The following is a 21,644-nucleotide window of genomic DNA, read 5'->3' on the forward strand; positions in this document are numbered from 1 at the left end:
CTGATAGTACAGTGTTCGAAAAATCGTGCACTGTACGAAAGGAAGCGGGACACCCCCATGTCCACCGACTCGTCCGGCACCGCCCCCCACCCACGGCGCTGGCTCATCCTCGCCGTCCTCTGCCTCAGCCTCCTCGTCGTCGTCATCGACAACACCGTCCTCACCGTCGCGATCCCCTCGCTCATCCGCGATCTCGGCGCCACCAACACCGACATCCAATGGATCCTCGACGCCTACATCCTGGTGTTCGCCGGACTCCTCCTCACCGCCGGAGCCCTCTCCGACCGCTACGGCCGCCGCCTCGGCCTCGTCACCGGACTCGTCTTCTTCGGCGGCGCCTCCGCCCTGGCCGCCTACGCCGGCAGCCCCGGCGAACTCATCGCCGCCCGCGCCCTCATGGGCATCGGCGGGGCCTTCCTCATGCCCGGCACCCTGTCCATCCTCACCACCGTCTTCGACGACGCCGAACGCAAGAAGGCCATCGCCGTCTGGAGCTCGGTCCTCATGCTCGGCGCCCTCGGCGCCCCCGTCGCCGGCGGACTCCTCCTCCAGCACTACTGGTGGGGCTCGGTCTTCCTCATCAACCTGCCCGTCGCCGCACTCGGCGTCGTCGCCGCCCTCCTGGTCATCCCCGAGTCCCGCGGCCCCGCCACCCGCCCCGACCTGCCCGGCGCCCTGCTGTCCACCACCGGCATGACCGGCCTGGTCTGGGCCGTCATCAACATCGCCCGCCACGGCTGGACCGCCCCCACCGTCCTGCTCGGCTTCACCGCTGCCGTCCTCGGCCTCACCGGCTTCGCCCTCTGGGAACGCCGCACCCCCCACCCCATGCTCCCCATCACCCTGTTCACCGACCGCAACTTCACCGGCGCGAGCCTCTCCATCGTCCTGATGTCCCTGTCCGCCGGCGGCCTCACCCTCGCCCTCACCCAGTACCTCCAGTTCGTCCTCGACTACACCCCCCTCAAGACCGGCCTGGCGTTCATGCCGATGCTCGTCACCGTCATCGCCTTCAACGGCATCGGCGTCGCCGTCGACCGCAAACTCGGCACCCGCACCGCCCTGGCCACCGGCCTGCTCCTGCTCGCCGCCGGCTTCGGCCTCCTCGCCCTCATCCGCCCCGGCGACGGCTACTCCCACCTCGTCGCCGCCCTCATGGTCATGGGCGCCGGCAGCGGCACCGCCGGACCCGCCGCCTACGGAACCCTCCTCGCCTCCCTCCCCAAGGACCGCGCCGGAGTCGGCTCCGCCGTCAACGACACCGTCCAGCAGATCGGCCAGGCCCTCAGCGTCGCCATCCTCGGCACCGTCCTCACCACCGCCTACACCCGCCACCTGCCCCACACCGTCACCGGCCCCGCCCGCGAATCCCTCGGCGACGCCCTCGCCATCGCCACCCGAACCCATGACACCGCCCTCGCCCACACCGCACGCGACGCCTTCGTCCACGCCATGACCACCATCGCCCTCGTCGGCGCCCTCGGCGGCATCGCCGCGGCCGCCGTCGCCTTCACCGTCCTCCGCCGCCCCACACCCAAGAACACCCCGGAGGAGACCCCGGACGAGGGTCAGGAGGAGGCCCGGGAGGAGACCTCGGCTGCTGGCCAGCCCACCGAAACGCAACCCCAGGACTGACCTGGAAGGGCGCCCCCAGCCCCCGGCTAGTGGCAAGCCTCGGGAGCGGAGCGGCATCGCCTCACCCTCGCGCCGAACCAGAGACGAAGCCCTCCGCGCCCCGCCACCGCGAGAACACCGACCTCCACACCCGTCCACTGGGGGAGGGCTGGAGGCAGGGGCGGCGTGAGCCGGTGTGCCGGTCGTGAGTGGAAGGCTCGGCACTCCCAGCTGAACTGGGTCGTGCTGGTGTACCCCACGGCCTGGGCGGCCTGGGCGGCGGTGGTGTCGCCGGCCGGCGGGTGGCGGCGGGCAGTCAGCAGGCACCGATGCTTTGGTGCCGCAGCAGGGCCGCGATGTGGTCGGGGACGTTCAGGAGCCGCGCGAGACGGGTCGCGGCGTTGTTCCCACGCCCTCACGGCGCGGGACGGGGCCGGAGCCGTTCCCAGGCGGGAACGGCTCCGCGGGATGTTCGGCCACATGCCCGTGGATTGGACAGCCGTTCCCGACGTCCGCCCCCGTTTTGAGCGGTACAAGCGTCGCACGTGCGGCGGGTACGCGGGTGGCCCCGTCCGGCGGCGGGGTCGGGGGCGGGGACGGTCAAGGGCGACGTGCACTGGTGAGGCAGGGGTTGGGGTGATTATGGTGATGATCACTTCAAGATCGTTTTGTCTGCAGGCGATGGAGAGGAGACGTTGTGTCGGGCTTCAAGAGTGCGCGTTCGAGAGGGGTGCGGAGATGGCCGTTGGTGGTTCTGGTCGCGGGGGCGGTGGCGGTCGGGGTCGTGTCTCCCGCGGCTGCCGGAGTTCGGTACGAGGCGGGCTCGGCGGGCCTGGGAGATCCATACTTTCCAGACAGTGGGAACGGCGGTTACGACGTCGGGCGCTATTACCTGAAGACCGACTACGACCCGGCGACGCGCGTGCTGACCGGGACGACGACCATCACGGCCACGGCCACACAGAACCTGTCGCGGTTCAACCTCGACCTCTACAAGATGAACGTGCGGTCGGTGCAAGTGAACGGGCGGGACGCGTCGTACGAGCGGACCGGCGAGCGGGAGCTGGAGATCACGCCGCCGGCCGGACTGCCGAAGGCGAGCGTGTTCACCGTGGTCGTCCGGTACGACGGGGTGCCGCAGCCGCTGAGCGGACCGTACGTCTTCAACGATCCGTACGGGTTCCTGCCCACCAAGGACGGCGCGACGGTCATGGGTGAGCCCGACGGGGCGGCCAACTGGTTCCCGAGCAACGACCATCCGGCCGACAAGGCCCTGTTCACGGTCGAGACGACCGTCCCGAGCGGGCTCAAGGCGATCTCGAACGGCAGCCTCGTCGGACAGTGGAGCGCGGGCGGCAAGGACACCTTCCTCTGGCGTGAGGATCGCCCGATGGCCACCTACCTGGTCAGCAACTCGATCGGGCACTTCAACGTCAGCACCACCACGACGTCCAAGGGGATCCCGCAGCTGGACGCGGTGGACCAGGACGTCGCGTCAGATCCCGACGCGCTCAGCACCCCGGGTCTCACAACGCGCGTGACCGACGAACTGGGGGACCACTTCGGCGCCTACCCGTTCGGCAGTACCGGCTCGATCGTCCACCACAACAATGTCCCCCCTCTCAACCTCGAGAACGCACTGGAGACCCAGTCGCGCCCGACCTACCAGAGCCCGCCCGTTGAGAGGGGCGTGGCGCACGAGATCAGCCACCAGTGGTTCGGCGACAGCGTGTCCATCCGGCAGTGGAAGGACACCTGGCTGAACGAGGGCTTCGCGAAGTGGGTCGAGTGGTACTGGGCCGAGAAGCACGGCGGCCCGTCCGCGCAGGAATCGTCCCAGCAGTGGTACGACAACCCGCCTCCGACCCTGCCGTACCAACCGGCCTTCTGGGACGTCGTGGTCGCCGAACCGACGCGCGACGAGATCTTCCACCGCGCGATCTACTTCCGTGGCGGGATGGCCCTCCAGGAGCTCCGGCACAAGCTCGGTGACGACGTCTTCTTCCGGCTCGTCCGCACCTGGGTCACCGAACACAAGTACGGCAACGCCGGCACGGAGGACTTCGAGGCCCTCGCGCAGCAGGTCTCCGGCCAGGACCTCACGCGCTTCTTCAACGTCTGGCTGCACACTCCCGGCAAACCCACCTCCTGGTAGTGGTCCCCGTCCGCCTCCTCAAGGCTTCCAGGAGGCGGACGGGCTCCACCAGCAGATGCCCCACCTGAAGGTTCCTTTCCAGTTCCTCGCGCCGATCGGCGGCGATGTCGCCACCCTTCCCGCGCAGGACGGCTGAGAAGGCGTCGCTGGAGGACTCCACCGCGTTGAGTTCTTGCGGGGGAGAGGCGGCATGGTCGGGCCGAGTACCGTTCCGCCGGGGACCGCATCCAGCCGCCGCCCCAGAGTCGCCGGGAGGAACACCATGACCGTCACCCTGTTGGCCGACCCCACCGCAACCGTCCCCGCCCTGAAACTCCGGCCGTGGCAGCCGGACGACGCCGAAGCCCTCGCTGCAGCACACCGCGACCCGCTGCTCCGCGAGCGACTCCTCACCGTGCTCGACGGAGAGGAGGAGGCCCGGCGATGGATCGACAAACAGCACCAGCTGTGGAGCACCAGGTCGCGCTTCAGCTTCGCCGTGACCGACCCGGGCGCCACCGATCGCCCGCTCGGCCACATCGTCGTCATATTCCAAGGCCAGGACGAGGGGGAGACGACGACAGCAGAGGTCGGCTACTGGACGAGCCCCGAAGCCAGAGGACGCGGCATCGCGCCCCGAGCCCTCGAAACCGTTTCGCGCTGGGCACTGGACCCGCGGAACGAACTCCACCTCACCCGACTCGAACTCCGCCACGCCACCGGCAATCACGCCTCATGCCGCGTGGCCGAGAAATGCGGATACCAACTGAAGTCACTCCTCGCCCCGCACCCGCCCAAATTCCCAGAGGAGGGACACCTCCACCAGCGCCCAGCAGCGCCTCCAGCGTGAGCCCGGGGGAGCACCTCCACCTGGTCGCACTAGGCCGGGCAAGACCCACTCACCCGCCGCCAGGCCCAGACGGCAGCCCGCACGCCTTGGTGTACACGTTCACCGCGGCGATGAACCGCATGTTGAGCTTGCCGCGAGCCTCCGATGAGCCGCCGTCCTTGAGCGCGTCCGCCTGCTCGCTGACCTCGATCGCGGTCTTGAACGCGGCGGCCAGCTCCGGATCCCGAAGCTGCGGCTGAACCGTGCGGAACACCCGCATCGCCCGCTTCGGCGCGTTCTTCACGAACTCCGAAGGCTTGTCAGGAGGATGGCTCGCCTTCTCCTCCCGGAGCGCGATCTGAACCTTCAAGCAGTCCGCGCGGCGAACCGGATCGTCCACACCCTTCGAAACGGACGCGGCGCCCGGCGCCTTCGCGTGCCCGGCCCCTCCGGACGAACAGCCCGCCACGACGACGGTGGCCGCCACCAAGGCGGACAACGACAAGACAGAGATCGACTTCACAAGCGAACTGTCTAGAGCAGAGGCCCCTCCGCCGTCCAGGGAAATAGGGGCCTTCGAGCCCCGCCTGGACAACGATCGCCACTCATTCAGGACGGGCAGCGCAGCCCGACGCTGACGCGAACGCGAGCACCGGTCGAGCTGTCCCAGCGAACCTGCTCGACCGGCGGAACCTCTCATCGACGTTCGGCGGGAGCGCACCGATGATCCGCAGGTGGACACCGGCAGCCCCCTCCGGAATGATCGCCGCTGCTATGCGCCCGCTTGACGAACCTCTCCCTCAAAGTCAAGGAGCACAATGCAGACCGCTCGCGTGCTCACCAAGGCGCACGGTCCAGCAGCCCGGACGCCCCAGCGCCGGTCCCGTCCCACCTGGCGCTTCCCACGGCGCACCGGGCTGGAGCGTCATGCCGACGAGCCCGTCGGCTCGCCCGCAACGCGACCGCAAGGGCGAGATCACAGCCCTGCCGGACATGTTCGGGCGATGATCGCGGCGATCCCGCTGGAGTTCAAGACCGGCGAGCCCATCCAGGACGTGTCCAAGCCCGGCGACGCTCAGGCCTACGACTGGATCAGGAACGGCGACGTCGCTCACGCCCGCACCCTGAACATCCTGATCCACCGAGCCGGATCCCAAGCCGAAGCACGCCGCGCCTTCACCTCCAACCGTTGCGACCCGCCCGGCGAAGGCCAGACACGCAAAGGCCCAGCCGCAACTATCGACCACCTGGGGGACAAGGCGTTCGGCTTCCCGATGCAGCAGCGCGCCGTATGGGGTGGCAACTCCGACGACCTGCCCTACGACACCGCTCGCACCCAGGCCACAGCCATCGCCCACATCGCACAGGCCCACGCGATCACAAGGACCTCAGACGAGGCCGCGGAAGGGCGCCTCAGCGACGGTGAGGGTGAGTTCGTGTGGAGTTATGCGGATCGTCGCAGAGCAGGCAGCTCCAGCAGCAGCGCGTTCGATGCTGCGCTCCGCTGGTCGGGCGGGCTGGGCCCGGCCAAAGCCCCCAGCCAAGGGCTGCGCGAACTGGGCCCGGCACCCGCCCCGCCGCACCTCGACGATCAGGCCGACCAGCGCGATTGAAAGTTCGAGTTCGGTGTTCAGGGGAGCGGGTGGAGGTAGGCGGCTACCGGCGGTCCGGCGTCGCTGTTCAGCTCGATGGCGTGGTCGGTGATGCGGCCGCCGGTCAGGGTCAGGCGGAGTCCGCTGGCCGAGGGCAGAACCTGCGTGGCGGTTCGGTCTCGGTCCAGGAGCCGCTGCAGCCAGACGGCTTGGGCGATGCGGTACTCAGGGGTGGCGTAGGCGGCGTCGTAGTGCTGGATGAGGATGTGCGCGGGTTTGAGTGTGGCTGCGATGGTCGGGACGTCGCGGGTTTCCAGGTGGCAGGCCTGGGCGCGGCCCGGGGGCTGGTTGATGTTGGAGGCGTCGGCGTGCGCGATGACCAGGGCGGTGTCAGAGAGGAGTTCGGCGACGCGGTCCAGCAGCCCGGGCATCAGGTTGGTGTCGGAGGTGTACCAGATGCCTCCGGCCGGGGACTGGTAGGCCAGGCCGATCGCCGAGCGGGTGCGGCCGGTTTCCTCGGTGTGGACGGCGGGGGTGGCGTGGATGGTCAGATCGCCGACCTTGATGGAGGGGTCGCCGTCGCCTTCGGTGTCGGGGTGGGCGAGCGTGACCACCTCGGCCATGCCGCCGGCGTGGTAGGGCGAGAACGCGGTGAACCGGGCGGCGGTGGTGGGGTTGGCGACCAGCAGGGCCCGTCCGGTGGTGTGGCTGGCCATCGCTTCGAGGCAGGGGATCAGGTCGGTGTAGTGGTCGGGGTGGAAGTGGGCGACGCAGATGGCGTCCAGCTCACTCCAGGCGAACCGGCCCCGGTCGACGAGCTGCAGCAGCAGGGTGAGGGCGGCGGGTCCCGGGTCGACGAGCACGCTGGTGGTCGCGGTCCGCACCAGGTGGCCGCCAGCGCCACCGGCGAGCATCCCGTACCGGCACCCCAGTGCGCCCAGCAGCACGATTTCGGTCGTACCCGGGTTCGGACGCGGGACCGGTAGGAGGCGCTGGCCGCCGGGGGCGTGCATGGCCACATCGGCGGCGTCCGCGGCGGCGAGGATCGCCACGAGCTCGTCGTCGGAGGCCGCGCGCAGCCGTCCGACCAGGTCGGAGTCTGGTGCTGCGTCGCTCATCGTCCCCCCGGGCATGCTCGGTGGTGACAGGCACCCGAGTATGCCGATACCCGCCCTGCCAGCGGGTCAATACGACCGAGCCGGACGCTGACCTGCGTCAACGCCCGGCTGCGGCCCTGGTGGGGTCAGGTTCGGCGTAGGGGAGGGACAGCGGACCGGACCGCGTCGATCACACGGTCCTGCTGGGCGTGGGTCATGCCTACCGAGCAAGGCAGATGTATCGCGTTGCGGCCGAGGGTCTCAGCGACCGGGGACGGCCAGGGGGCGGTGTGGCGGTGCGCGCCGGTCAGGTGCAGCGGTGTCCACGGTGGACCGGCCGCGATGTCGGCGTCGGCCAGCCGCGCCCGGAGTTGGGGCGCGGTGGTCGCGGACCGTTCGGGGGCGATGAGGCAGGTGGTGAACCAGCGGGTGGTGTGCGCCCAGGCGGCCTCGGCCTGGAACCTCACGCCGTCCAGGTCGGCCAGCGCCTCCGCGTAGCGGTCGAAGGTCGCTCGCTTGGCCGCGATGAAGGACTCGATGCGTTCGAGCTGGGCGCAGCCGATGGCGGCCTGCAGGTTGGTCATCCGGTAGTTGAAGCCGACCTCGCCGTGCCGGTACTCGACCGGGTGCTCGCGGGCCTGGTTGATCAGGTAGCGGGCGCGGTCGGCCAGGCCCGCATCGTCGGTGAGGATCGCGCCGCCGCCTCCGGTGGTGATGATCTTGTTGGCGTTGAAGCTGACCGCGCTCAGCCCCGGCGCCCCTATCGGACGGCCCCGGTGCGTTGCGCCGATGGCTTGGGCTGCGTCGCAGACGAGCGCCAGGCCGTGTGCTTCGGTGAGGGCGCGGATCGGGTCCAGGTCGGCGGGGTGGCCGAGCAGGTGCACCGGCATGACGGCGGTGACGATCCGTCCGGTGTCGGGGTTGAGCAGGCCATGCGGGGTGCGGGTGCAGGGGCCGGTCAGGAACCGTTCCAGCTCGGCGGGGTCGAGTTGCCAGTGGTCGGGCTCGACGTCCAGGACCACGGGGTGGGCACCGGCGTGGCGGATGGCATTGCCGGTGGCGACGAACGTCCACGCTGTGGTGATCACTTCCTGGCCGGGGCCGACCCCGGCCAGGAGCAGGGCGATGTGCGCGGCGGCGGTACCACTGCAGGTGGTGACCGCATGAGCCGCACCGCAGAACTCGGCGATCTGCCGTTCGAACCGGGCGAGGAACTGCCCGGCGGGGCCGATCTGCCCGGCGGAGACGGCGTCGGCGAGGTTGTCCAGTTCCCGTCCAGACAGGTCCGGGACTCACCACGGGATGTCAGGCGACCGCATGGCGCACCTCGTCCTCAAGCAGTCCGGCGGACAGGGCGTCGGCGATCTGCGCGATCCCTTCGCTCAGGGTGCGGGCCGGGGCCCATCCGGTCACGGACGTGAGCTTCTCGCCGGTCACTCGGTAGTCGCGCGCGTCCCCGGCGACGGGCTTGATGTCGACCTCGATCCCGGGGCCGCAGATCTCGGCGACCAGGTCGGCGACGTCACCGAGCCGGTGGTTGCCCGTGGTGGAGGCGACGTTGAACACCTCGCCGTTAATGTCGCAGTGCTGTTCGAGGCCGTGAACGGCCGCGTCCGCTGGACCTTGAGAGCCGGTCTCGTCACAGGCTCGTTCACATCGGATGGTCGCATGTTCGTCGCGTCCGGACTTGAGGACGGCGTGGTCGACGCCTGGTTCCTTGCCTCTTTCTCGTCCTGAGGCCGGTCAGGGGCAGAGAACGTCGAGGCGGTCCTGGATGTCTGAGTACTCGGCCACCGCGTCAGCGAGGATCGCCTCAGCGGTGCGTCCTCCACGGACGCCGAAATGGGCCTCGGCTATGCGGGCGATGCCCGGCTGAGGCTCGGCGTCCTCATCCAGGCCGTACATGACGGCTTCGAAGGGACCGATGCCGGCGGCGAGCAGGTAGAGCAGATCGCAAAGGTCTGTCGCGACCGCGCCGACATCGCCCTCGTCACCCAGCAGGACTACCGGCTGCTGCTCGACCGGACGGTCTTCGTGGACGAGCCAGAACGCGACCAGCGAGCCGGTGCCATTGATGGCGAACACGCGGAACTCCCGCTCGGAGTCGGCGTTCTCGGTCCACGCCTTCACCCAACCCGAGCCGAACGCTTCGAGCATCTCGAAGTCGATGTCGCCGAAGCCGGGCGCGTCCTGATACACGCACAACGCTTGCAGGGCTTGGGGGAGCGGTTCGTCGGCATCCGGCTCCGGCCAGTCCGGAATCGTCCGGACGGGGAGCACGGCGCGGACCTGCTCGGCCGAACGCAGCAGGACGGGATCGTCCGCGTCCAGTTCGTGCAGCCACAGGCTGAACCAGATGAAGCGCCCGTCCGCGTGGTAGCGCGCTTCAAGGGTGATCCGCTCGTCGCGCTCCAAGACGTGGACGACGTTGCCGTATTCGGCGACGCGGCTCTCCAATGCGCGGGCGCGGGCCTCCGGCTCAGGCAGCGCGGTGGTGATCCCTTCGCGTAGCGGCGGCGTGTAGCCGTCCACGACGTTGATCTTTGTGAGGTGGCCGAGCACCTCACCCCGGCCGCCCACCCGGGGTGAGGGATGGCGGCCGGGGATCCGCGCGGACGCCTTGTAGACGAGCGACCATCCGCACTCGTCCACGCCCGGGGCGCCGACGTCGTCCCTGTCGCGGAACGTCGGGGGAGCGCCCAGGCCGTACGTCCGGTGCAGCTCGATCAGCCGCGGGTCGTCGGTGCGGCAGCCGAGCAGGCTCTCGAGCATGGCGAAGGGCGGCGGTTCGGTCATGATCGTCGACGGTAGCGTCCGTCAGAACGAGCTGCCGGTGGAACGCGGCCCGACCGGGATGCTCACCACGGCACCATGCCGTCCTCGTCGAAGAACCCTCCGGTCGGGCCGTCCGCGCCCAGGGTGGCCAGTCGCACCACGATCGCGGCGCCGTCGTCGGCCGTGCGGGGGAGGGGAAGGCCGAGGTGCCGGGTGAAGTCCGTCGCGCAGGGGCCTGGGGTGCAGGCGTTGATCAGGATGCCCCGCTCCCGAAGGTCCTTGGCGTACTGCACGGTCAGGGAGTTGAGCGCCGTCTTCGAGGGCGGGTACGCCGCGTGGCCCGGCAACCGGGACATGTAGTGGTCCGGATCGGTCATGTGGGCGAGCGACCCGATGCCGCTGGACACGTTGACGATGCGGGCGGCCGCCGAGCGCGACAGGAGCGGCAGCATGGCGTTGGTCACCGCGATCACACCGAAGACGTTGGTCTCGAACACCCGCCTGACCAGGTCGAGGTCGGCGGTCGCGGGCTCCGTCGGTCCGGGGCTGCCGGAGATCCCGGCGTTGTTGACCAGCACGTCGAGCCGGCCGAAACGTTCGTCGATCTCCCTGGCGGCCGCCTGGATCGTCGCCGCGTCGGTGACGTCGAGCGTGAGGGCGTGCACGTCGCCGCCGCCGGACCTGAGCGCCTCGGCGACCTCCTCACCGCGTCCAAGGTCCCTCGAGCCGAGCAGGACCGTCGCGCCGCGATCGGCGAGCCGGCGGGCGACGGCACGCCCGACGCCTCTGTTCGCGCCCGTGATCAGGGCGATCATCTCGTCAATCATGCTGACGACATCACCACCGAGGGCCGCGGCAGGACAATGCCCGCCTGGGTCTTGGCCGATACCCTCACGGTATGGATCGGCTGCAGACCCGCGAACTGGCGTACTTCGTGGTGGTCGCGGAAGAGCTTCATTTCGGCCGGGCGGCCGCGCGTCTCGGCATCGCGCAGCCGCCGCTGTCCAGAGCCATCAGTCAGCTCGAACGCCGGATGGGCGTCCTCCTGCTGGAACGCGACAGCCGCAAGGTCGCGCTCACCCCGGCCGGTGAGGTGTTCCTCGCCGAGGGCCGCCGGGCCCTGGACGCGGTCGACGCGGCCGTACGACGCGCCCAGCGCGCGGGACGGCCCTCCTCGCGGTTGGTCCTGGTGATGAAACCCGGCGGTGACTGCGGTTTGCTGCCCGACATCCTGTCCGCCTATGAGAACGACCCGGATGCGGTCCCCGTCGACATCGTCCTGTGCTCGGCTCACGAACGCGTCGGGATGATTCGCGACGGCCGCGCCGACGTGGGGCTGCTGCACCTCTCCAACACCGACCTGACCGGTCTCGACGTCGAGGAACTCCTGACCGAAGACCAGGTCGTCGTCCTCCCTCGCGACCACCACCTGGTCGGCCGGGCGAGCGTACGTCTCGCCGACCTGGCAGGCGAGACGATGCCGGATTGGACGACCGGCTCCGACGAGACCCCGAACACCGTGCCCGTGCGGGACGTCGGCCAGCTCATGCAGCTGATCGCCCTCGGCCGCGCGGTCGCCGTGGTGCCCGCGTCCGTGCGCGGCCAACTCCGCGACGACCTGGCCTGCGTACCCGTCACCGACGCCCGGCCCACCACTCTCATCCTCGCCTGGCCGCAAGAACACCGAGCGCCCGCACTCGCGGCATTCGTCCGTACCGCGACCGACGTCGCGGCCCACCGGCAGCACATCCCCGCAGCCCAGCCACAGACCTGAACCAGCCCAGGGCCCACAACCCGAGACGAGGCGGAAACCGTTTGGGCGGTGACCTGGAGACAGGCATGATCTGCACATGTTCCGCAAGCTCCGCCAGCGGGGGACCCGGCCCGTTCCCACCCCGCGGCCTCCCCGCCCATCGTCTCGGCCCCTGCCCGCGCCTTTGACGGAGGCCGAGGTCGCCGAGGCCGAGCACGAGCTCGGTGTCCCCTTCCCACCCGAGTACCGCCACTACCTGCTGAACGTCAGTGCGGGCGGCGCGGTAGAACTCCTGCACCGCACCCCTGAGGGCTGGAGGTGGAAATGGCAGGACGTGTGGGGCGAACAGCTCCGGGCGCCGTTCCCGCACCCGGACTCCTGGGCGGAGTATGAGGACGACCTGTGGCAGCGCCTTCCCCAGCGGGAGGACTTTCCCGACCAGGAGTCGTTCGCCGCCGCCATGGAGCCCTGGGACCAGGAGCTCAAGGACTTCGAGGAGCGGCAGCTCGCGGGCACCTTCATCGCGCGCAGCCACGGCTGCACCTTCAACACCCGCATGGTCGTCTCCGGTCCGCTGGCAGGCACCATGTGGTGGGAGGACCTGGGGTGCTGCGAGGAGATCGTTCCGCTCTCCCTCGACCACTCCGTCGCCTCACCGCGCCCGATGACCTTCGGTGAGTGGCTCAGCCACGGGACCGATTCGTGGGCGCTGAAGCCTCCTTCCGGCTGATGCTGTGCTCACCGGCTCGTCCCAGCTGGGCGTCCACCGGCAGGTGAGGACGGGCCGCCAGACGGCGGCTGGACGCCCAGACCACGAGGGCACAGGCGGCGAAGGCCGCGCCGAGAACGCTGGAGCCCGTCCATCCGGCCTTGGCGAACACAGTGGTCGTGGCGGTCGCGCCGAGGGCGGAGCCGAGCGAGTAGAAGATCATGTAGCCGCCGACGACGCTGCTGGTGCGGTTCGCGTAGGTCATGGTGAGCAGGTGCTGGTTGCTCACATGGACGGCTTGCACGGCGAAGTCGAGCACGACCACGCCGACGACGACGAGCCACAGCGACCAGGACGTCTGCGCGATGGCCGACCAGGAGACGGCGAGCAGGGCGAGCGACCCGCCGGTGACCGCGTTCGCGAAACCGGCGTCGGCCCACCGTCCCGCCCGTGCGGCGCCGAGCGCGCCGACCAGCCCGGCGAGGCCGAACAGGCCGATCTGCGCCGTGCTCAGATGCCATGGGGCGTCCGCGAGCGGCAGCGCCAGGCCGCTCCACAGCGTGCCGAACGAGGCGAACAGGAAGAACGCGATCAGTCCCTGGGAGACGAACAGCCGCTCGCGGAACAGCCCGCCCATCGACGTCAGGACCTGCCGGTACGTGGGGTGTTCGGTGCGCGGGTCGGGCGGCAGCACCCGCAGGACGAGACCTGCCAACGCCACCAGCAGCAGGGCGAGCGCGACGTACACGCTGCGCCAGCCCCAGACCGCGGCCAGCGCACCGGCCGCGACACGTGCTCCGAGAATGCCGATGACGACACCGGACGTCACCACGCCCAGCGTCCGTCCGCGTTCCTCGGGGGTGGACAGGGCGGCGGCGTAGGCGACCGTCGTCTGCACGACGACCGCGAACAGGCCCGCCACGGCGAGCCCGACGAGCAGCATCCAGGTCGCGGAGGCCGCCGCGGCCAGCACCGTGCCCACCGCGGTCAGCAGGAGGTGTCCCGCCATGAGTTTGCGCCGGTCCAGCATGTCGCCCAAGGGGACGAGGACGGCCAGTCCCACCAGGTAGCCGAGCTGCGTCACCGCGACGATCCACCCCAGGTGCGCGTCCGGCACACCCAGATCGCCGCGGATCTCGGCGAGGACGGGCTGCGCGGCGTAGAGGCTCGCGACGGCGACCGCGCAGACGGCGGCGAACAACATCCTTCGGGCATGGGTCGACCCCATCCGCCCTCCTTCGATCAGTAGCAAATTGCAACTGATTCGACCGTACGGCAGAATGGTTTCAAACAGCAACTCTTCGGGAGGTGTGATGGCCGGGACCGAGATCCGCGCCGAGGATGTGCCCTGGACCGATCCGTCCTGCCCGGTGGCGCGGAGCCTCGACCTGGTCGGCGACCGCTGGAGCCTGCTCATCGTCCGCGACGCCATGAACGGGGCGCGCGCGTTCACCGATTTCCAGCAGCGCACCGGCATCGCCCGCAACATCCTCACCGACCGGCTGCGCCGGCTCGTCGAGCGCGGCGTCCTCGACCGGCAGGCCGCACCCTCGGGCAAGCGGCAGCTCTACACGCTCACCCCGGCCGGACGCGACCTGTTCACCGTCGTCGTCGCCCTCCGCCAGTGGGGTGAACGGCACGCCTTCGCGCCGGACGAGACCCACTCCGTCCTCATCGACGAGCACGGCCTCCCGCTTCCGGAGCTCCAGCCGGTCGACTCGACCGGCACTCTCGCCGACGTCAACACGACCGCGGTCAAAAAGGCCGACTGACGTCGGGAGATGTAAACGCCGACGGGGTCTCGGTCGCCGTCCGGCTCGGCCGGGCGGCGGTCCCGGCCATGTCTTGTCAGAGGCTGCGGGCGGTGATGTCGCCGTTCGGCGTGGTGGCGTGGATTTCGAGCTCGACCGAGCCGTCGTTCTTGAGGGCGTTGCTGACGCGGCCGTTGCCGGTTCCCGCGTCCAGGGAGGCCGAGACGCCGATGGCGGCGCCGACCGAGATGTCGCCGGACTGCGTGCTCAGCACGACCTTGCCGCGCCTGGCCTCCGCGATCCGGATCTCGCCCCGCGCCGTCCTGATCTCCGCGGAGCCGTTGAGCCGGCCGATCTCGACGTCGCCGTCGATCGCGGTGAGGCGAAGGTCCGCGACCTCGTCCAGCTTGATCCGACGGTACGCGCCCTCGAAGGCGACGTCACCGAGGCGTCCGACCGTGCGGAGTTCGGCACTGGCCGCCTTCGCCTCGACCCGGGAGCCGGCGGGCAGCCTGATCGTCACCTCGACGGATCCGGACGGGCCGAAGGGCTCGTTCTTCGCCGGGGTCTCGATGCGCAGGACGCCGTCGGCGTAGTCGACCGTCGTCCGCTCCGCCGCCCTCACGTCGCGCCCCTTCGACGCGTTCAAGGGCAGGACCTCGACCACGACGTCGGCCCGTTCCGCGGCGATGAGCTGCACGCGCCCCGCGGGAACGGACAGGACGGCGGCGATCGGGGTGGGGGCGTCGAACTTCCGCATCGGCGCCTCCTCGGCGGCTCATCGTTTCGGACAGCACAAACGCTACGTTGCTTTCCACAATTCGGCAACCATTTCGTTGCGACTAATCGACATCACTGCAGGAAGTTGCCGAGAAATCGTTGCAACGATCTCAGATAGAACGCAACGATCTCCCGGTCATTCGTTGCATTGAACTGGAGGTGAACGCTATCGTGGAGGCGTCGGAGACCGCCGAGAAGCAGCACGAAGGAGTACTCGATGCCCGGAGGCAGGCTCACCCAGCAGGAACGCCAGCAGATCGCGCTGGGACTGGCCGACGGGCTCGCCTACGCCGAGATCGCACGCCGTCTCGACCGTCCGACCTCGACGATCACGCGCGAGGTGATGCGGAACGGCGGCCCCGCCGGCTACCGCGCCGACCTGGCCCAGCACGCCACCCAGCAGCGCACCCAGCGGCGCAGGCCCGCGTCCACCCGGGGGGTGGACGCGGGTCCCCTCCCGCATGGCCGCGACGCCGTCGCCGTCCACGACTTCGAGGAGAGGCTCGCCATGGTCCTCATGGCCTCGGGCCTGCCCAAGATGATGGCCCGCGTGCTGGCCGGCCTCTACACCACCGACTCCGGCAGCCTCACCGCCGCCGAACTCGCCCAGCGCCTCCAGGTCAGCCCGGCGTCGGTCTCCAAGGCGATCACGTTCCTCGAGAGCATGGACCTCATCCGCCGCGAGCGCGACGAACGCCGCCGCGAGCGCTACGTCGTCGACGACGACCTCTGGTACCAGTCGATGGTGCGCAGCGCCCGGGCCAACGACGAGTTCGTCGAGACGGCGCGGCACGGCGCCACCGTCCTGGGCGCCGGCACCCCGGCCGCCGTCCGCCTGGAGAACGCCGCCCGCTTCCTCGACTTCATCCATGAGAACCTCCTGCGCGCCGCCGAGCAGGCCCGCGAGGTCCTCTACGTCAAGACGGAACCGACGTCGGACGACGCCGACGGGTAGGCGGCTCGTCCGGGGCGCAGACCAAGGCCGCCCCCGGCCGTCGTTGTACGCTGGCGGACATGGCATGCCGCATCACCGGGTTGATCCTCGACTGCGTCGATCCCGAACGGCTCGCTTCGTTCTGGAGTGAGGTCCTCGGCTACGTCGAACTCGAGCGGGAAGCCGACGGAAGCATCGCGATCGGGCCGCCCGGCGCCGGACCCGGCGGCCCGCTGCCCACGCTCGTCTTGAGTATCACCAGCGACCCGCGCCCCAAGAAGCTCCCTCTGCACATCGACGTCAATGCCACCGACCGCGACCAGGACGCCGAGCTGGAGCGACTGCTCGCCCTCGGCGCCAAACCCGCCGACGTCGGCCAGACCGGAAACGAGTCCTGGCACGTCCTGGCCGACCCGGAGGGCAACGAGTTCTGCCTTCTGCGCGCCCGCGTCGAGCCCGTCTGACACGCGCGTCCCAACACCGAGACGCGGTTGGCGATCCACACACCGTGGCGCGGTTCGCGGTCCACGGTGACCGGCGCCGAGTGACGTTTCGGCGCCTCAGCTGGGTTCCGCTTTTTCCGTGCTCGCCTGCGGGCCGGTCAAGACGCGTGCCAGCAGGTCACGGAGCTGCTGCCGGTCCGGGTCGGGCAGCTCGAAGAAGGTCCGGGCCAGCGAGTGGGTGCAGCAGTCCAACTCCCGCCGTTTGTGCTCGCCGGCGTCGGTGAGCACCACGTGCTTGACGCGGCGGTCACCCGGGGCGGGCTGACGTGTCACCAGGCCGCGCCGTTCCAGGCCGTCGACGATGCCGGTGACGTTCGACGGCTCGCAGGACAGCCAGTCGGCCAGCTGACGCATCGGAGCGGGGCCGGACAGTTTGGCCAGGACGAGCGCCTGGGCCGGAGGAAGGCCGAGTTCCGCCGCCGCGGCGTTGAACTGGGCGCGAAGCCGCCCGGTGACCTCGAAGACCAGGCCGCTCAGCTCGGCCACGACCTCATCCGCGTCGGCTCCGGCACCGGTCTCGGTGTCGGCATGGGCGCTCATGCGGCCAGTGTAGCGACCACTTAAGCCGCTGGACTGTTCAGCTCCTGAAGTGAATGCTACGCTCCGGCGCGAGTAAAGCTTAAGGAACTGAACTATCGAGCAGATGAAGGGGATGTCACCATGATCCAGGTGAGCGCGGGCGGGCCCGCCGACGCGGGGACCAGGCGATGACGGCGCCCGAGGAGGAGATCCTCGACAATCCGACCCCGTGGGTCGCCGACCACATCCGCGCCTATCTCGAAAGCGACGGCGTCCAGGGGCACCTCTTTCAGGGTTGGCCGACGCTGCTGCTGACCACGCGAGGCCGCCGGTCCGGCAGGCTGCGCCGCACCGCGCTGATCTACGGCCAAGACCAGGGCCGGTACCTTCTGGTGGCCTCCAACGGAGGATCCGTCCAGCACCCGGCCTGGTACCTCAACCTCACCGCGCACCCGGACGTGACCGTCCAACTCGAAGCCGAAACCTTCACCGCCCGGGCCCGCACCGCCACCCCGGAAGAGAAGCCACCGCTCTGGGCCCGGATGACCTCGTTCTTCCCCCGCTACGACGAATACCAGGCCACCTCGGGACGCGATATCCCGTTGGTGATTCTGGAGCGCGTCACGCCCTGACCCTGGCCTCGCCCGCGGCGAACCACCGCGGGCGGCGGTAGATCGAAGGACTTGCCGTCATGGTGAAGAGGCAGCCGGAAAACGGAAGGACGGCATGGGCGCGGCTCTGCCGGTCTGACGAGCCGATCTTGAGGGAGGGCCTATGCCGGACGGCGAAGAAGCGTCGTGTCTCGGGGAGTTCAGCGCGCGTTTGCACAGCGACGACATCGAGGTGGTGTGCGATGCGCTGAGCGACTATCAGCGGGCCCAGGCGGGCACCAGATGTGGCTTCGACAACCGGTACCGGCCGCTGGACAACGAGGTTCTCTTCGTCGCCCGCGACATTCTTGATCGGGCGTCCACGCTCGACGAGGAGCACCGGGAGCGGGCGCTTTCGTGGTCGCTCACGATGGTGTGGCATCTCGGGGAGAGCGAGGATGCCGACCGGATCGCCGACGTGCTGGAGGGGGATCTGGGGCCCGGGTTGCGGAAGGGTGCGCTCGGCGCCGCGTCCACCGCTCTCGAGGACGGCGAGGAACCGAATCCGCGGCTGCTGGCGGCCGTCCGTGCCGCCGCGCTCGACGAGAGCCTGGACGCGCGGGCACGCGGCTCCGCGATTCACGCCCTGGGCGACCTCGACCTCCCTGAAGTGGAGGAGCTCATCGTCCACCTGACCGGGGCCGCCGATCTGGTGGTCCAGGTCGAGGCTGCCAGGCAGCTGACGACGCCGCACAAGGTCCGCAAGCACCGAGAGCTGCTCCAACGGCTCGTCGACTCCTGGCCGAAGGACGGCGGTCCGTGGTTCGGCGATGTTCGCGACTCACTCGAGGGCTTCCACAGCTTGTACTGGCAGGATGCCCATCTGGACGATCCCGCCCTTCGGCACGCTCATGATGAGCTGCAGTTCCCGCTCAGCGACGAGACGTTCCTGGATGCCTTCGCCACGCTGCTGCACAGCGAGAGCCCGGTCGCCGTGGGCATCGCGCTCGACCATTACGAGCGTTGGGACGGCCTGCGGCATGTCCTGGACGATGACCAGGCCGATGCCCTCCTTCCCGAGGTTCTGGAGCGCGCACGTGAGGTGCTGCGCCGTCCGATCTCGCCCGCCGAGGTGAGCGCGCTGACGACGATCGGGTCGGAGTACGCCCAGCCGGACGACGCCGAGCCGCTGGTGGACGTCCTCACCCGTCCGAACTCCGGCCAGGAGCGGCACAAAGCGACCTGGATGGCGCTGGGGGTGTTCGAGAAGAGCGATGTCCCGGACGCCGATCTCGTCGAGGCGGTGGGCTGCCTGGTCTTCGACCCGTCCCTCGGAGAGGAGGAGACGGCGATCCGGGTCCTGGCCGAGGGCCTCGGCGCGGACGCCGACGAGCTCCTCCTCCGCGCGCTGCGCGAGACAGCGCCGAAGGTGCAGGCTCATGCCGCCTACTACCTGGTGAGTACCGGTGGCCTGGACCGTCACCGCGCGGTCATGGAGGAGGCGGCGGAGCGCTGGGACGGAGAGCGTTCCCCGGCGCGTCCATGGGGCCAGAACCCCGCCGATCTGATTCTCGGAAAGCCGCACAGCGTCCACTGGCAGGGCCACCGGCTGCCGGACCCGGACCTGTATCGCGCCCACCGAAGGCTGCGCCACCCCGAAGCGGACGAGTCGTACCACGAGGCCATGCGCACGATGCTCGAAAGCGGCGACGTCGCGGCCGTCGGCATCGCCCTCGACCATTGGTGGGACGCGGAGGGCGCTTCCGCGCGAGGCGGCGACGGGGCACGGGAACCGGCGAGGGCGCTCGTCCTCACCCTGATTTCAGAGATCCTGCGGCAGCCGCAGTCCCCGCCCGAACTCAGCCGCGAGTACGGCCCCACCGCCGCCCACCGCACGGCCCTGTCAGCGCTGAAGGTCGCCGCCCAGGACGACCTGTCCGTGCTCGCCGACGCCCTCGAGAACGCCGACGCCGAGCTTCGCGAACTGGTCCTCGACGCTGCTCGGGACGTGCTGTGGAGCGTGCAGGAATCACATCCCCGGCTCGCCCAGGCGCTCGGGGACGTAGCGTGCGACGAGACCGTCCCGATGGACGACCGCGGCATGGCCGTGTATCTGGTGGGGGACTTCCGGGCCGACAACACCGTCGACGTCCTTCTCCGCGTGATCCGCTGCCGCGAGCTGAAGATTCAGGCCGCCGCGGCCCTGGCCCTCATCAAGCGCGAGACGTTCGAGCAGCACAGGACGACCATTGAGGCCCTGGCCGCGGGCTGGCCCACGGAGGACGTCCCCACCGAAGTCGTCGAGGTACGCGAGATCCTCGATGACCTCGCCCCCGCCGACGGGGAGTGAGCGGGCGCGTTCATCGGTGCGGCGCAACAAGATCCGGACACAGCCCAAGGGGCTGCGGCGATGACAGGCTCCTGCCTCGCTGGCCGCCGCCTGGTCTCCGGGGCCGTCGAGGCGGCGGCGACATGCGGGCGCTAGCCCTGGGTGATCAGTGCCGTGTCTTCCCAGGCCGCGGGCCGGGGGAGCATGAAGTAGGCGTAGCCGCAGTCGGCCCACGACCAGGACTGGTGGCCCTCGGTGGTGAGCATCCGGCCGTCCGTGATGAGTTGCAGGAGGAGCCGCCAGTCGGCCGGGCCGCGGGCCATGACGGCGTCCTCACGAGGGTCGTTGTGTATGGCCGCAGGCCAGCCGCCCAACTGGTGGCAGGACTTGTGCGTTTCGCCCCACTCGTCGATCAGGTCGTCGAGTCCGTCGGCGAGCCGGGCGAAGAGGTGGTCGCTGTCGCCGTACCCGCCGGCGATCCGGAGCGGCTTCCACGCCTGGTGGAAGCGGTCCGGGAGCGTGAGGACCGGCTCGAAGCGGACGTTCTGCGGCACGAAGGCGGTCGCGCGTTCGGGCGCGGGGACCTCCTGCCCCTGGTGGGAGAGGAGCACCGCGCAGCCATCCCCGAAATCCGGATAGGGCCATTCGACGTCAGAAGGCAGATCGGGATCGTAGTGGAAGACGTTGAGGACGCCCTCACGCGGCAGAACGTCCGGCCCGGGGAGCTCCGCGAGGTCGAGGACGGCCAGCAGGGTCAGCGGGATCCCGTTCCACTCGGGCCAGTCGACACCCGCGTCCAGCAGGCCCGGCCCGCCGAACCGGGAGCGTCCGGAGCCGCCCGGTTCGATCCGCATCGCGGGGGCTGCGATCTCGAACACTTGCCGTGCCACGTCATCGGCCACGAACTTCGAACACAGCCGCCGCAGCTCGGCTCTTTCCCCCGCGAACACATCCACGGCCCCGATCGTAGGCGCTCCAAGGCGCCAACCTCCCCATTCCGGAACAAACGGGGTGCGCGCAGACCCGCCGGGGCCCGTGCGCCTCGCCCAGGGCGACCACTCGGCTCGGTGCTGGTTCAGACGACGGAATCCGTGCGACTCCTCGCCCGATTTGGGGCAAATGATGGGCTCAGTCATGCTTTTTCCGACGCTTAGCGTGGGCCCCGCAATGGCCGGGGTCACTCACGCCGAGCAGGGAGGACGTGCGCGCGACACCATCTATCGCTGAGGATGTCCTCGGGCCCACCTAAGCTTCGGACATGACGATTCAGCGAATGGACCACATCGGCGCAGTCGTCGACGACCTTGAGGCCGGCATCGCGTTCTTCACCGAGCTCGGCATGGAACTCGAGGGCAGGATGCCGGTCGGGGGGCCTTGGGTGGACGGCGTCTGCGGGCTCGACGGCGTCCAGGTCGACATCGCGATGATGCGGACGCCGGACGGAACCGGCAAGGTCGAGCTGACCCGGTTCCGGTCGCCGACGGCGATCAGCCCCGCACCGGACAACTCCGTGCCGAACACACTGGGGCTTCGCAGCATCATGTTCGCCGTCGACGACCTCGACGACGTCGTCGAACGTCTGCGCGCGCACGGCGGCGAACTGGTCGGCGAGGTGGCCCGGTTCGAGGACACCTACCGGCTCTGCTACCTCCGCGGCCCCGCGAACATGATCGTCGCACTGGCCGAACCGCTTCACTGAAGGGCCGTTCGTCTCAGGGGCTTGCCGGGCGTTGCC

At 69.9% G+C, this 21,644-nt stretch carries 23 protein-coding genes; 13 read left to right on the forward strand and 10 right to left on the reverse strand.

From position 1 onward, the window contains the following. Nucleotides 1-57 precede the first annotated feature (57 nt). The 3 genes from AB0L06_RS19330 (at nt 58) to AB0L06_RS19340 (ending at nt 4,598) form a co-directional block, all read left to right on the forward strand. A complete protein-coding gene (locus AB0L06_RS19330; protein ID WP_500232389.1) occupies nt 58-1,635 on the forward strand; it encodes an MFS transporter in 1,578 nt (525 codons plus the stop codon). Nucleotides 1,636-2,362: 727 nt separating this feature from the next. Then, entirely contained in the window at nt 2,363-3,769 is a 1,407-nt protein-coding gene (locus AB0L06_RS19335; protein WP_500232529.1) for a M1 family metallopeptidase, read from the forward strand. Between the two features lie 262 nt (nt 3,770-4,031). Then, complete coding sequence (locus tag AB0L06_RS19340) at nt 4,032-4,598, forward strand: GNAT family N-acetyltransferase (protein ID WP_500232390.1); 567 nt, start codon at nt 4,032-4,034, stop codon at nt 4,596-4,598. A 49-nt stretch (nt 4,599-4,647) separates the two neighbouring features. On the opposite strand, the gene AB0L06_RS19345 is transcribed toward AB0L06_RS19340, so the two are convergent. Then, nucleotides 4,648-4,947, reverse strand: a complete 300-nt coding sequence (locus AB0L06_RS19345; protein WP_500232391.1) for a hypothetical protein — start codon at nt 4,945-4,947, stop codon at nt 4,648-4,650. Between the two features lie 634 nt (nt 4,948-5,581). On the opposite strand from AB0L06_RS19345, the gene AB0L06_RS19350 reads away from it, so the two are divergent. After that, a complete protein-coding gene (locus AB0L06_RS19350; protein WP_500232392.1) occupies nt 5,582-6,190 on the forward strand; it encodes a hypothetical protein in 609 nt (202 codons plus the stop codon). Between the two features lie 17 nt (nt 6,191-6,207). Here AB0L06_RS19350 and AB0L06_RS19355 read toward each other — a convergent pair whose 3' ends face one another. The 3 genes from AB0L06_RS19355 to AB0L06_RS19365 form a co-directional block, all read right to left on the reverse strand. Next, complete coding sequence (locus AB0L06_RS19355) at nt 6,208-7,287, reverse strand: MBL fold metallo-hydrolase (RefSeq protein ID WP_500232393.1); 1,080 nt, start codon at nt 7,285-7,287, stop codon at nt 6,208-6,210. A gap of 125 nt (nt 7,288-7,412) precedes the next feature. Then, entirely contained in the window at nt 7,413-8,549 is a 1,137-nt protein-coding gene (locus AB0L06_RS19360) for an aminotransferase class I/II-fold pyridoxal phosphate-dependent enzyme (RefSeq protein WP_500232530.1), read from the reverse strand. 22 nt (nt 8,550-8,571) lie between these two features. After that, entirely contained in the window at nt 8,572-8,832 is a 261-nt protein-coding gene (locus AB0L06_RS19365) for a hypothetical protein (protein WP_500232394.1), read from the reverse strand. Nucleotides 8,833-8,850: 18 nt separating this feature from the next. Here AB0L06_RS19365 and AB0L06_RS19370 point away from each other — a divergent pair, with 18 nt between their 5' ends. After that, nucleotides 8,851-9,003: a hypothetical protein gene (locus AB0L06_RS19370; protein ID WP_500232395.1), complete on the forward strand. Its 153-nt coding sequence runs from the start codon at nt 8,851-8,853 to the stop codon at nt 9,001-9,003. Between the two features lie 6 nt (nt 9,004-9,009). On the opposite strand, the gene AB0L06_RS19375 is transcribed toward AB0L06_RS19370, so the two are convergent. After that, nucleotides 9,010-10,062, reverse strand: coding sequence for a hypothetical protein (locus AB0L06_RS19375; protein WP_500232396.1), 1,053 nt, complete (start codon nt 10,060-10,062; stop codon nt 9,010-9,012). Nucleotides 10,063-10,124: 62 nt separating this feature from the next. Beyond that, nucleotides 10,125-10,856, reverse strand: coding sequence for an SDR family oxidoreductase (locus tag AB0L06_RS19380; protein WP_500232397.1), 732 nt, complete (start codon nt 10,854-10,856; stop codon nt 10,125-10,127). Between the two features lie 83 nt (nt 10,857-10,939). Between AB0L06_RS19380 and AB0L06_RS19385 the strand changes: the two genes are divergently transcribed. Then, nucleotides 10,940-11,815: a LysR family transcriptional regulator gene (locus AB0L06_RS19385; RefSeq protein ID WP_500232398.1), complete on the forward strand. Its 876-nt coding sequence runs from the start codon at nt 10,940-10,942 to the stop codon at nt 11,813-11,815. A 163-nt stretch (nt 11,816-11,978) separates the two neighbouring features. Then, nucleotides 11,979-12,524 carry an SMI1/KNR4 family protein gene (locus tag AB0L06_RS19390; protein WP_500232399.1) on the forward strand — a complete coding sequence of 182 codons (546 nt, stop codon included), beginning with the start codon at nt 11,979-11,981 and terminating at the stop codon, nt 12,522-12,524. Here the strand turns inward: AB0L06_RS19390 and AB0L06_RS19395 are convergent. Beyond that, complete coding sequence (locus tag AB0L06_RS19395) at nt 12,478-13,731, reverse strand: MFS transporter (protein WP_500232400.1); 1,254 nt, start codon at nt 13,729-13,731, stop codon at nt 12,478-12,480. The two genes, AB0L06_RS19390 and AB0L06_RS19395, sit on opposite strands and share 47 nt — an antisense overlap. A gap of 85 nt (nt 13,732-13,816) precedes the next feature. Here AB0L06_RS19395 and AB0L06_RS19400 point away from each other — a divergent pair, with 85 nt between their 5' ends. After that, nucleotides 13,817-14,275, forward strand: coding sequence for a winged helix-turn-helix transcriptional regulator (locus AB0L06_RS19400; protein ID WP_500232401.1), 459 nt, complete (start codon nt 13,817-13,819; stop codon nt 14,273-14,275). Nucleotides 14,276-14,351: 76 nt separating this feature from the next. Here the strand turns inward: AB0L06_RS19400 and AB0L06_RS19405 are convergent, their stop codons facing one another. Continuing rightward, nucleotides 14,352-15,014, reverse strand: coding sequence for a DUF4097 family beta strand repeat-containing protein (locus AB0L06_RS19405; RefSeq protein WP_500232402.1), 663 nt, complete (start codon nt 15,012-15,014; stop codon nt 14,352-14,354). A gap of 237 nt (nt 15,015-15,251) precedes the next feature. Between AB0L06_RS19405 and AB0L06_RS19410 the strand changes: the two genes are divergently transcribed. Next, nucleotides 15,252-15,989 carry a GbsR/MarR family transcriptional regulator gene (locus tag AB0L06_RS19410; RefSeq protein WP_500232403.1) on the forward strand — a complete coding sequence of 246 codons (738 nt, stop codon included), beginning with the start codon at nt 15,252-15,254 and terminating at the stop codon, nt 15,987-15,989. Between the two features lie 59 nt (nt 15,990-16,048). Next, nucleotides 16,049-16,432 carry a VOC family protein gene (locus tag AB0L06_RS19415; protein ID WP_500232404.1) on the forward strand — a complete coding sequence of 128 codons (384 nt, stop codon included), beginning with the start codon at nt 16,049-16,051 and terminating at the stop codon, nt 16,430-16,432. A gap of 96 nt (nt 16,433-16,528) precedes the next feature. Here AB0L06_RS19415 and AB0L06_RS19420 read toward each other — a convergent pair whose 3' ends face one another. After that, the gene (locus AB0L06_RS19420) at nt 16,529-17,011 is read right to left on the reverse strand and encodes a MarR family winged helix-turn-helix transcriptional regulator (RefSeq protein WP_500232405.1); all 483 of its coding nucleotides are present in this window, start codon (nt 17,009-17,011) and stop codon (nt 16,529-16,531) included. Nucleotides 17,012-17,178: 167 nt separating this feature from the next. Here AB0L06_RS19420 and AB0L06_RS19425 point away from each other — a divergent pair, with 167 nt between their 5' ends. Further along, the gene (locus AB0L06_RS19425; RefSeq protein WP_500232406.1) at nt 17,179-17,622 is read left to right on the forward strand and encodes a nitroreductase family deazaflavin-dependent oxidoreductase; all 444 of its coding nucleotides are present in this window, start codon (nt 17,179-17,181) and stop codon (nt 17,620-17,622) included. A gap of 142 nt (nt 17,623-17,764) precedes the next feature. Further along, entirely contained in the window at nt 17,765-19,930 is a 2,166-nt protein-coding gene (locus tag AB0L06_RS19430) for a hypothetical protein (RefSeq protein WP_500232407.1), read from the forward strand. 131 nt (nt 19,931-20,061) lie between these two features. Here the strand turns inward: AB0L06_RS19430 and AB0L06_RS19435 are convergent, their stop codons facing one another. Further along, nucleotides 20,062-20,865 (reverse strand): DUF1963 domain-containing protein, encoded by an 804-nt coding sequence (locus tag AB0L06_RS19435; RefSeq protein WP_500232408.1) that lies wholly within the window; start codon nt 20,863-20,865, stop codon nt 20,062-20,064. A 317-nt stretch (nt 20,866-21,182) separates the two neighbouring features. Between AB0L06_RS19435 and AB0L06_RS19440 the strand changes: the two genes are divergently transcribed. After that, entirely contained in the window at nt 21,183-21,608 is a 426-nt protein-coding gene (locus AB0L06_RS19440) for a VOC family protein (protein WP_500232531.1), read from the forward strand. Nucleotides 21,609-21,644: the final 36 nt, after the last annotated feature.

The sequence above is a fragment of the Spirillospora sp. NPDC052269 genome (genome assembly GCF_040679435.1).
Lineage (GTDB): Bacteria > Actinomycetota > Actinomycetes > Streptosporangiales > Streptosporangiaceae > Spirillospora.

Coding starts and splice junctions, on each gene's coding strand:
- AB0L06_RS19330 (WP_500232389.1), top strand. CDS start 58: ATGTCCACCGACTCGTCCGGCACCGCCCCCCACCCACGGCGCTGGCTC.
- AB0L06_RS19340 (WP_500232390.1), top strand. CDS start 4,032: ATGACCGTCACCCTGTTGGCCGACCCCACCGCAACCGTCCCCGCCCTG.
- AB0L06_RS19350 (WP_500232392.1), top strand. CDS start 5,582: ATGATCGCGGCGATCCCGCTGGAGTTCAAGACCGGCGAGCCCATCCAG.
- AB0L06_RS19355 (WP_500232393.1), bottom strand. CDS start 7,287: ATGAGCGACGCAGCACCAGACTCCGACCTGGTCGGACGGCTGCGCGCG.
- AB0L06_RS19375 (WP_500232396.1), bottom strand. CDS start 10,062: ATGACCGAACCGCCGCCCTTCGCCATGCTCGAGAGCCTGCTCGGCTGC.
- AB0L06_RS19380 (WP_500232397.1), bottom strand. CDS start 10,856: ATGATCGCCCTGATCACGGGCGCGAACAGAGGCGTCGGGCGTGCCGTC.
- AB0L06_RS19385 (WP_500232398.1), top strand. CDS start 10,940: ATGGATCGGCTGCAGACCCGCGAACTGGCGTACTTCGTGGTGGTCGCG.
- AB0L06_RS19395 (WP_500232400.1), bottom strand. CDS start 13,731: ATGGGGTCGACCCATGCCCGAAGGATGTTGTTCGCCGCCGTCTGCGCG.
- AB0L06_RS19400 (WP_500232401.1), top strand. CDS start 13,817: ATGGCCGGGACCGAGATCCGCGCCGAGGATGTGCCCTGGACCGATCCG.
- AB0L06_RS19405 (WP_500232402.1), bottom strand. CDS start 15,014: ATGCGGAAGTTCGACGCCCCCACCCCGATCGCCGCCGTCCTGTCCGTT.
- AB0L06_RS19410 (WP_500232403.1), top strand. CDS start 15,252: ATGCCCGGAGGCAGGCTCACCCAGCAGGAACGCCAGCAGATCGCGCTG.
- AB0L06_RS19415 (WP_500232404.1), top strand. CDS start 16,049: ATGGCATGCCGCATCACCGGGTTGATCCTCGACTGCGTCGATCCCGAA.
- AB0L06_RS19420 (WP_500232405.1), bottom strand. CDS start 17,011: ATGAGCGCCCATGCCGACACCGAGACCGGTGCCGGAGCCGACGCGGAT.
- AB0L06_RS19425 (WP_500232406.1), top strand. CDS start 17,179: ATGACGGCGCCCGAGGAGGAGATCCTCGACAATCCGACCCCGTGGGTC.
- AB0L06_RS19430 (WP_500232407.1), top strand. CDS start 17,765: ATGCCGGACGGCGAAGAAGCGTCGTGTCTCGGGGAGTTCAGCGCGCGT.
- AB0L06_RS19440 (WP_500232531.1), top strand. CDS start 21,183: ATGGACCACATCGGCGCAGTCGTCGACGACCTTGAGGCCGGCATCGCG.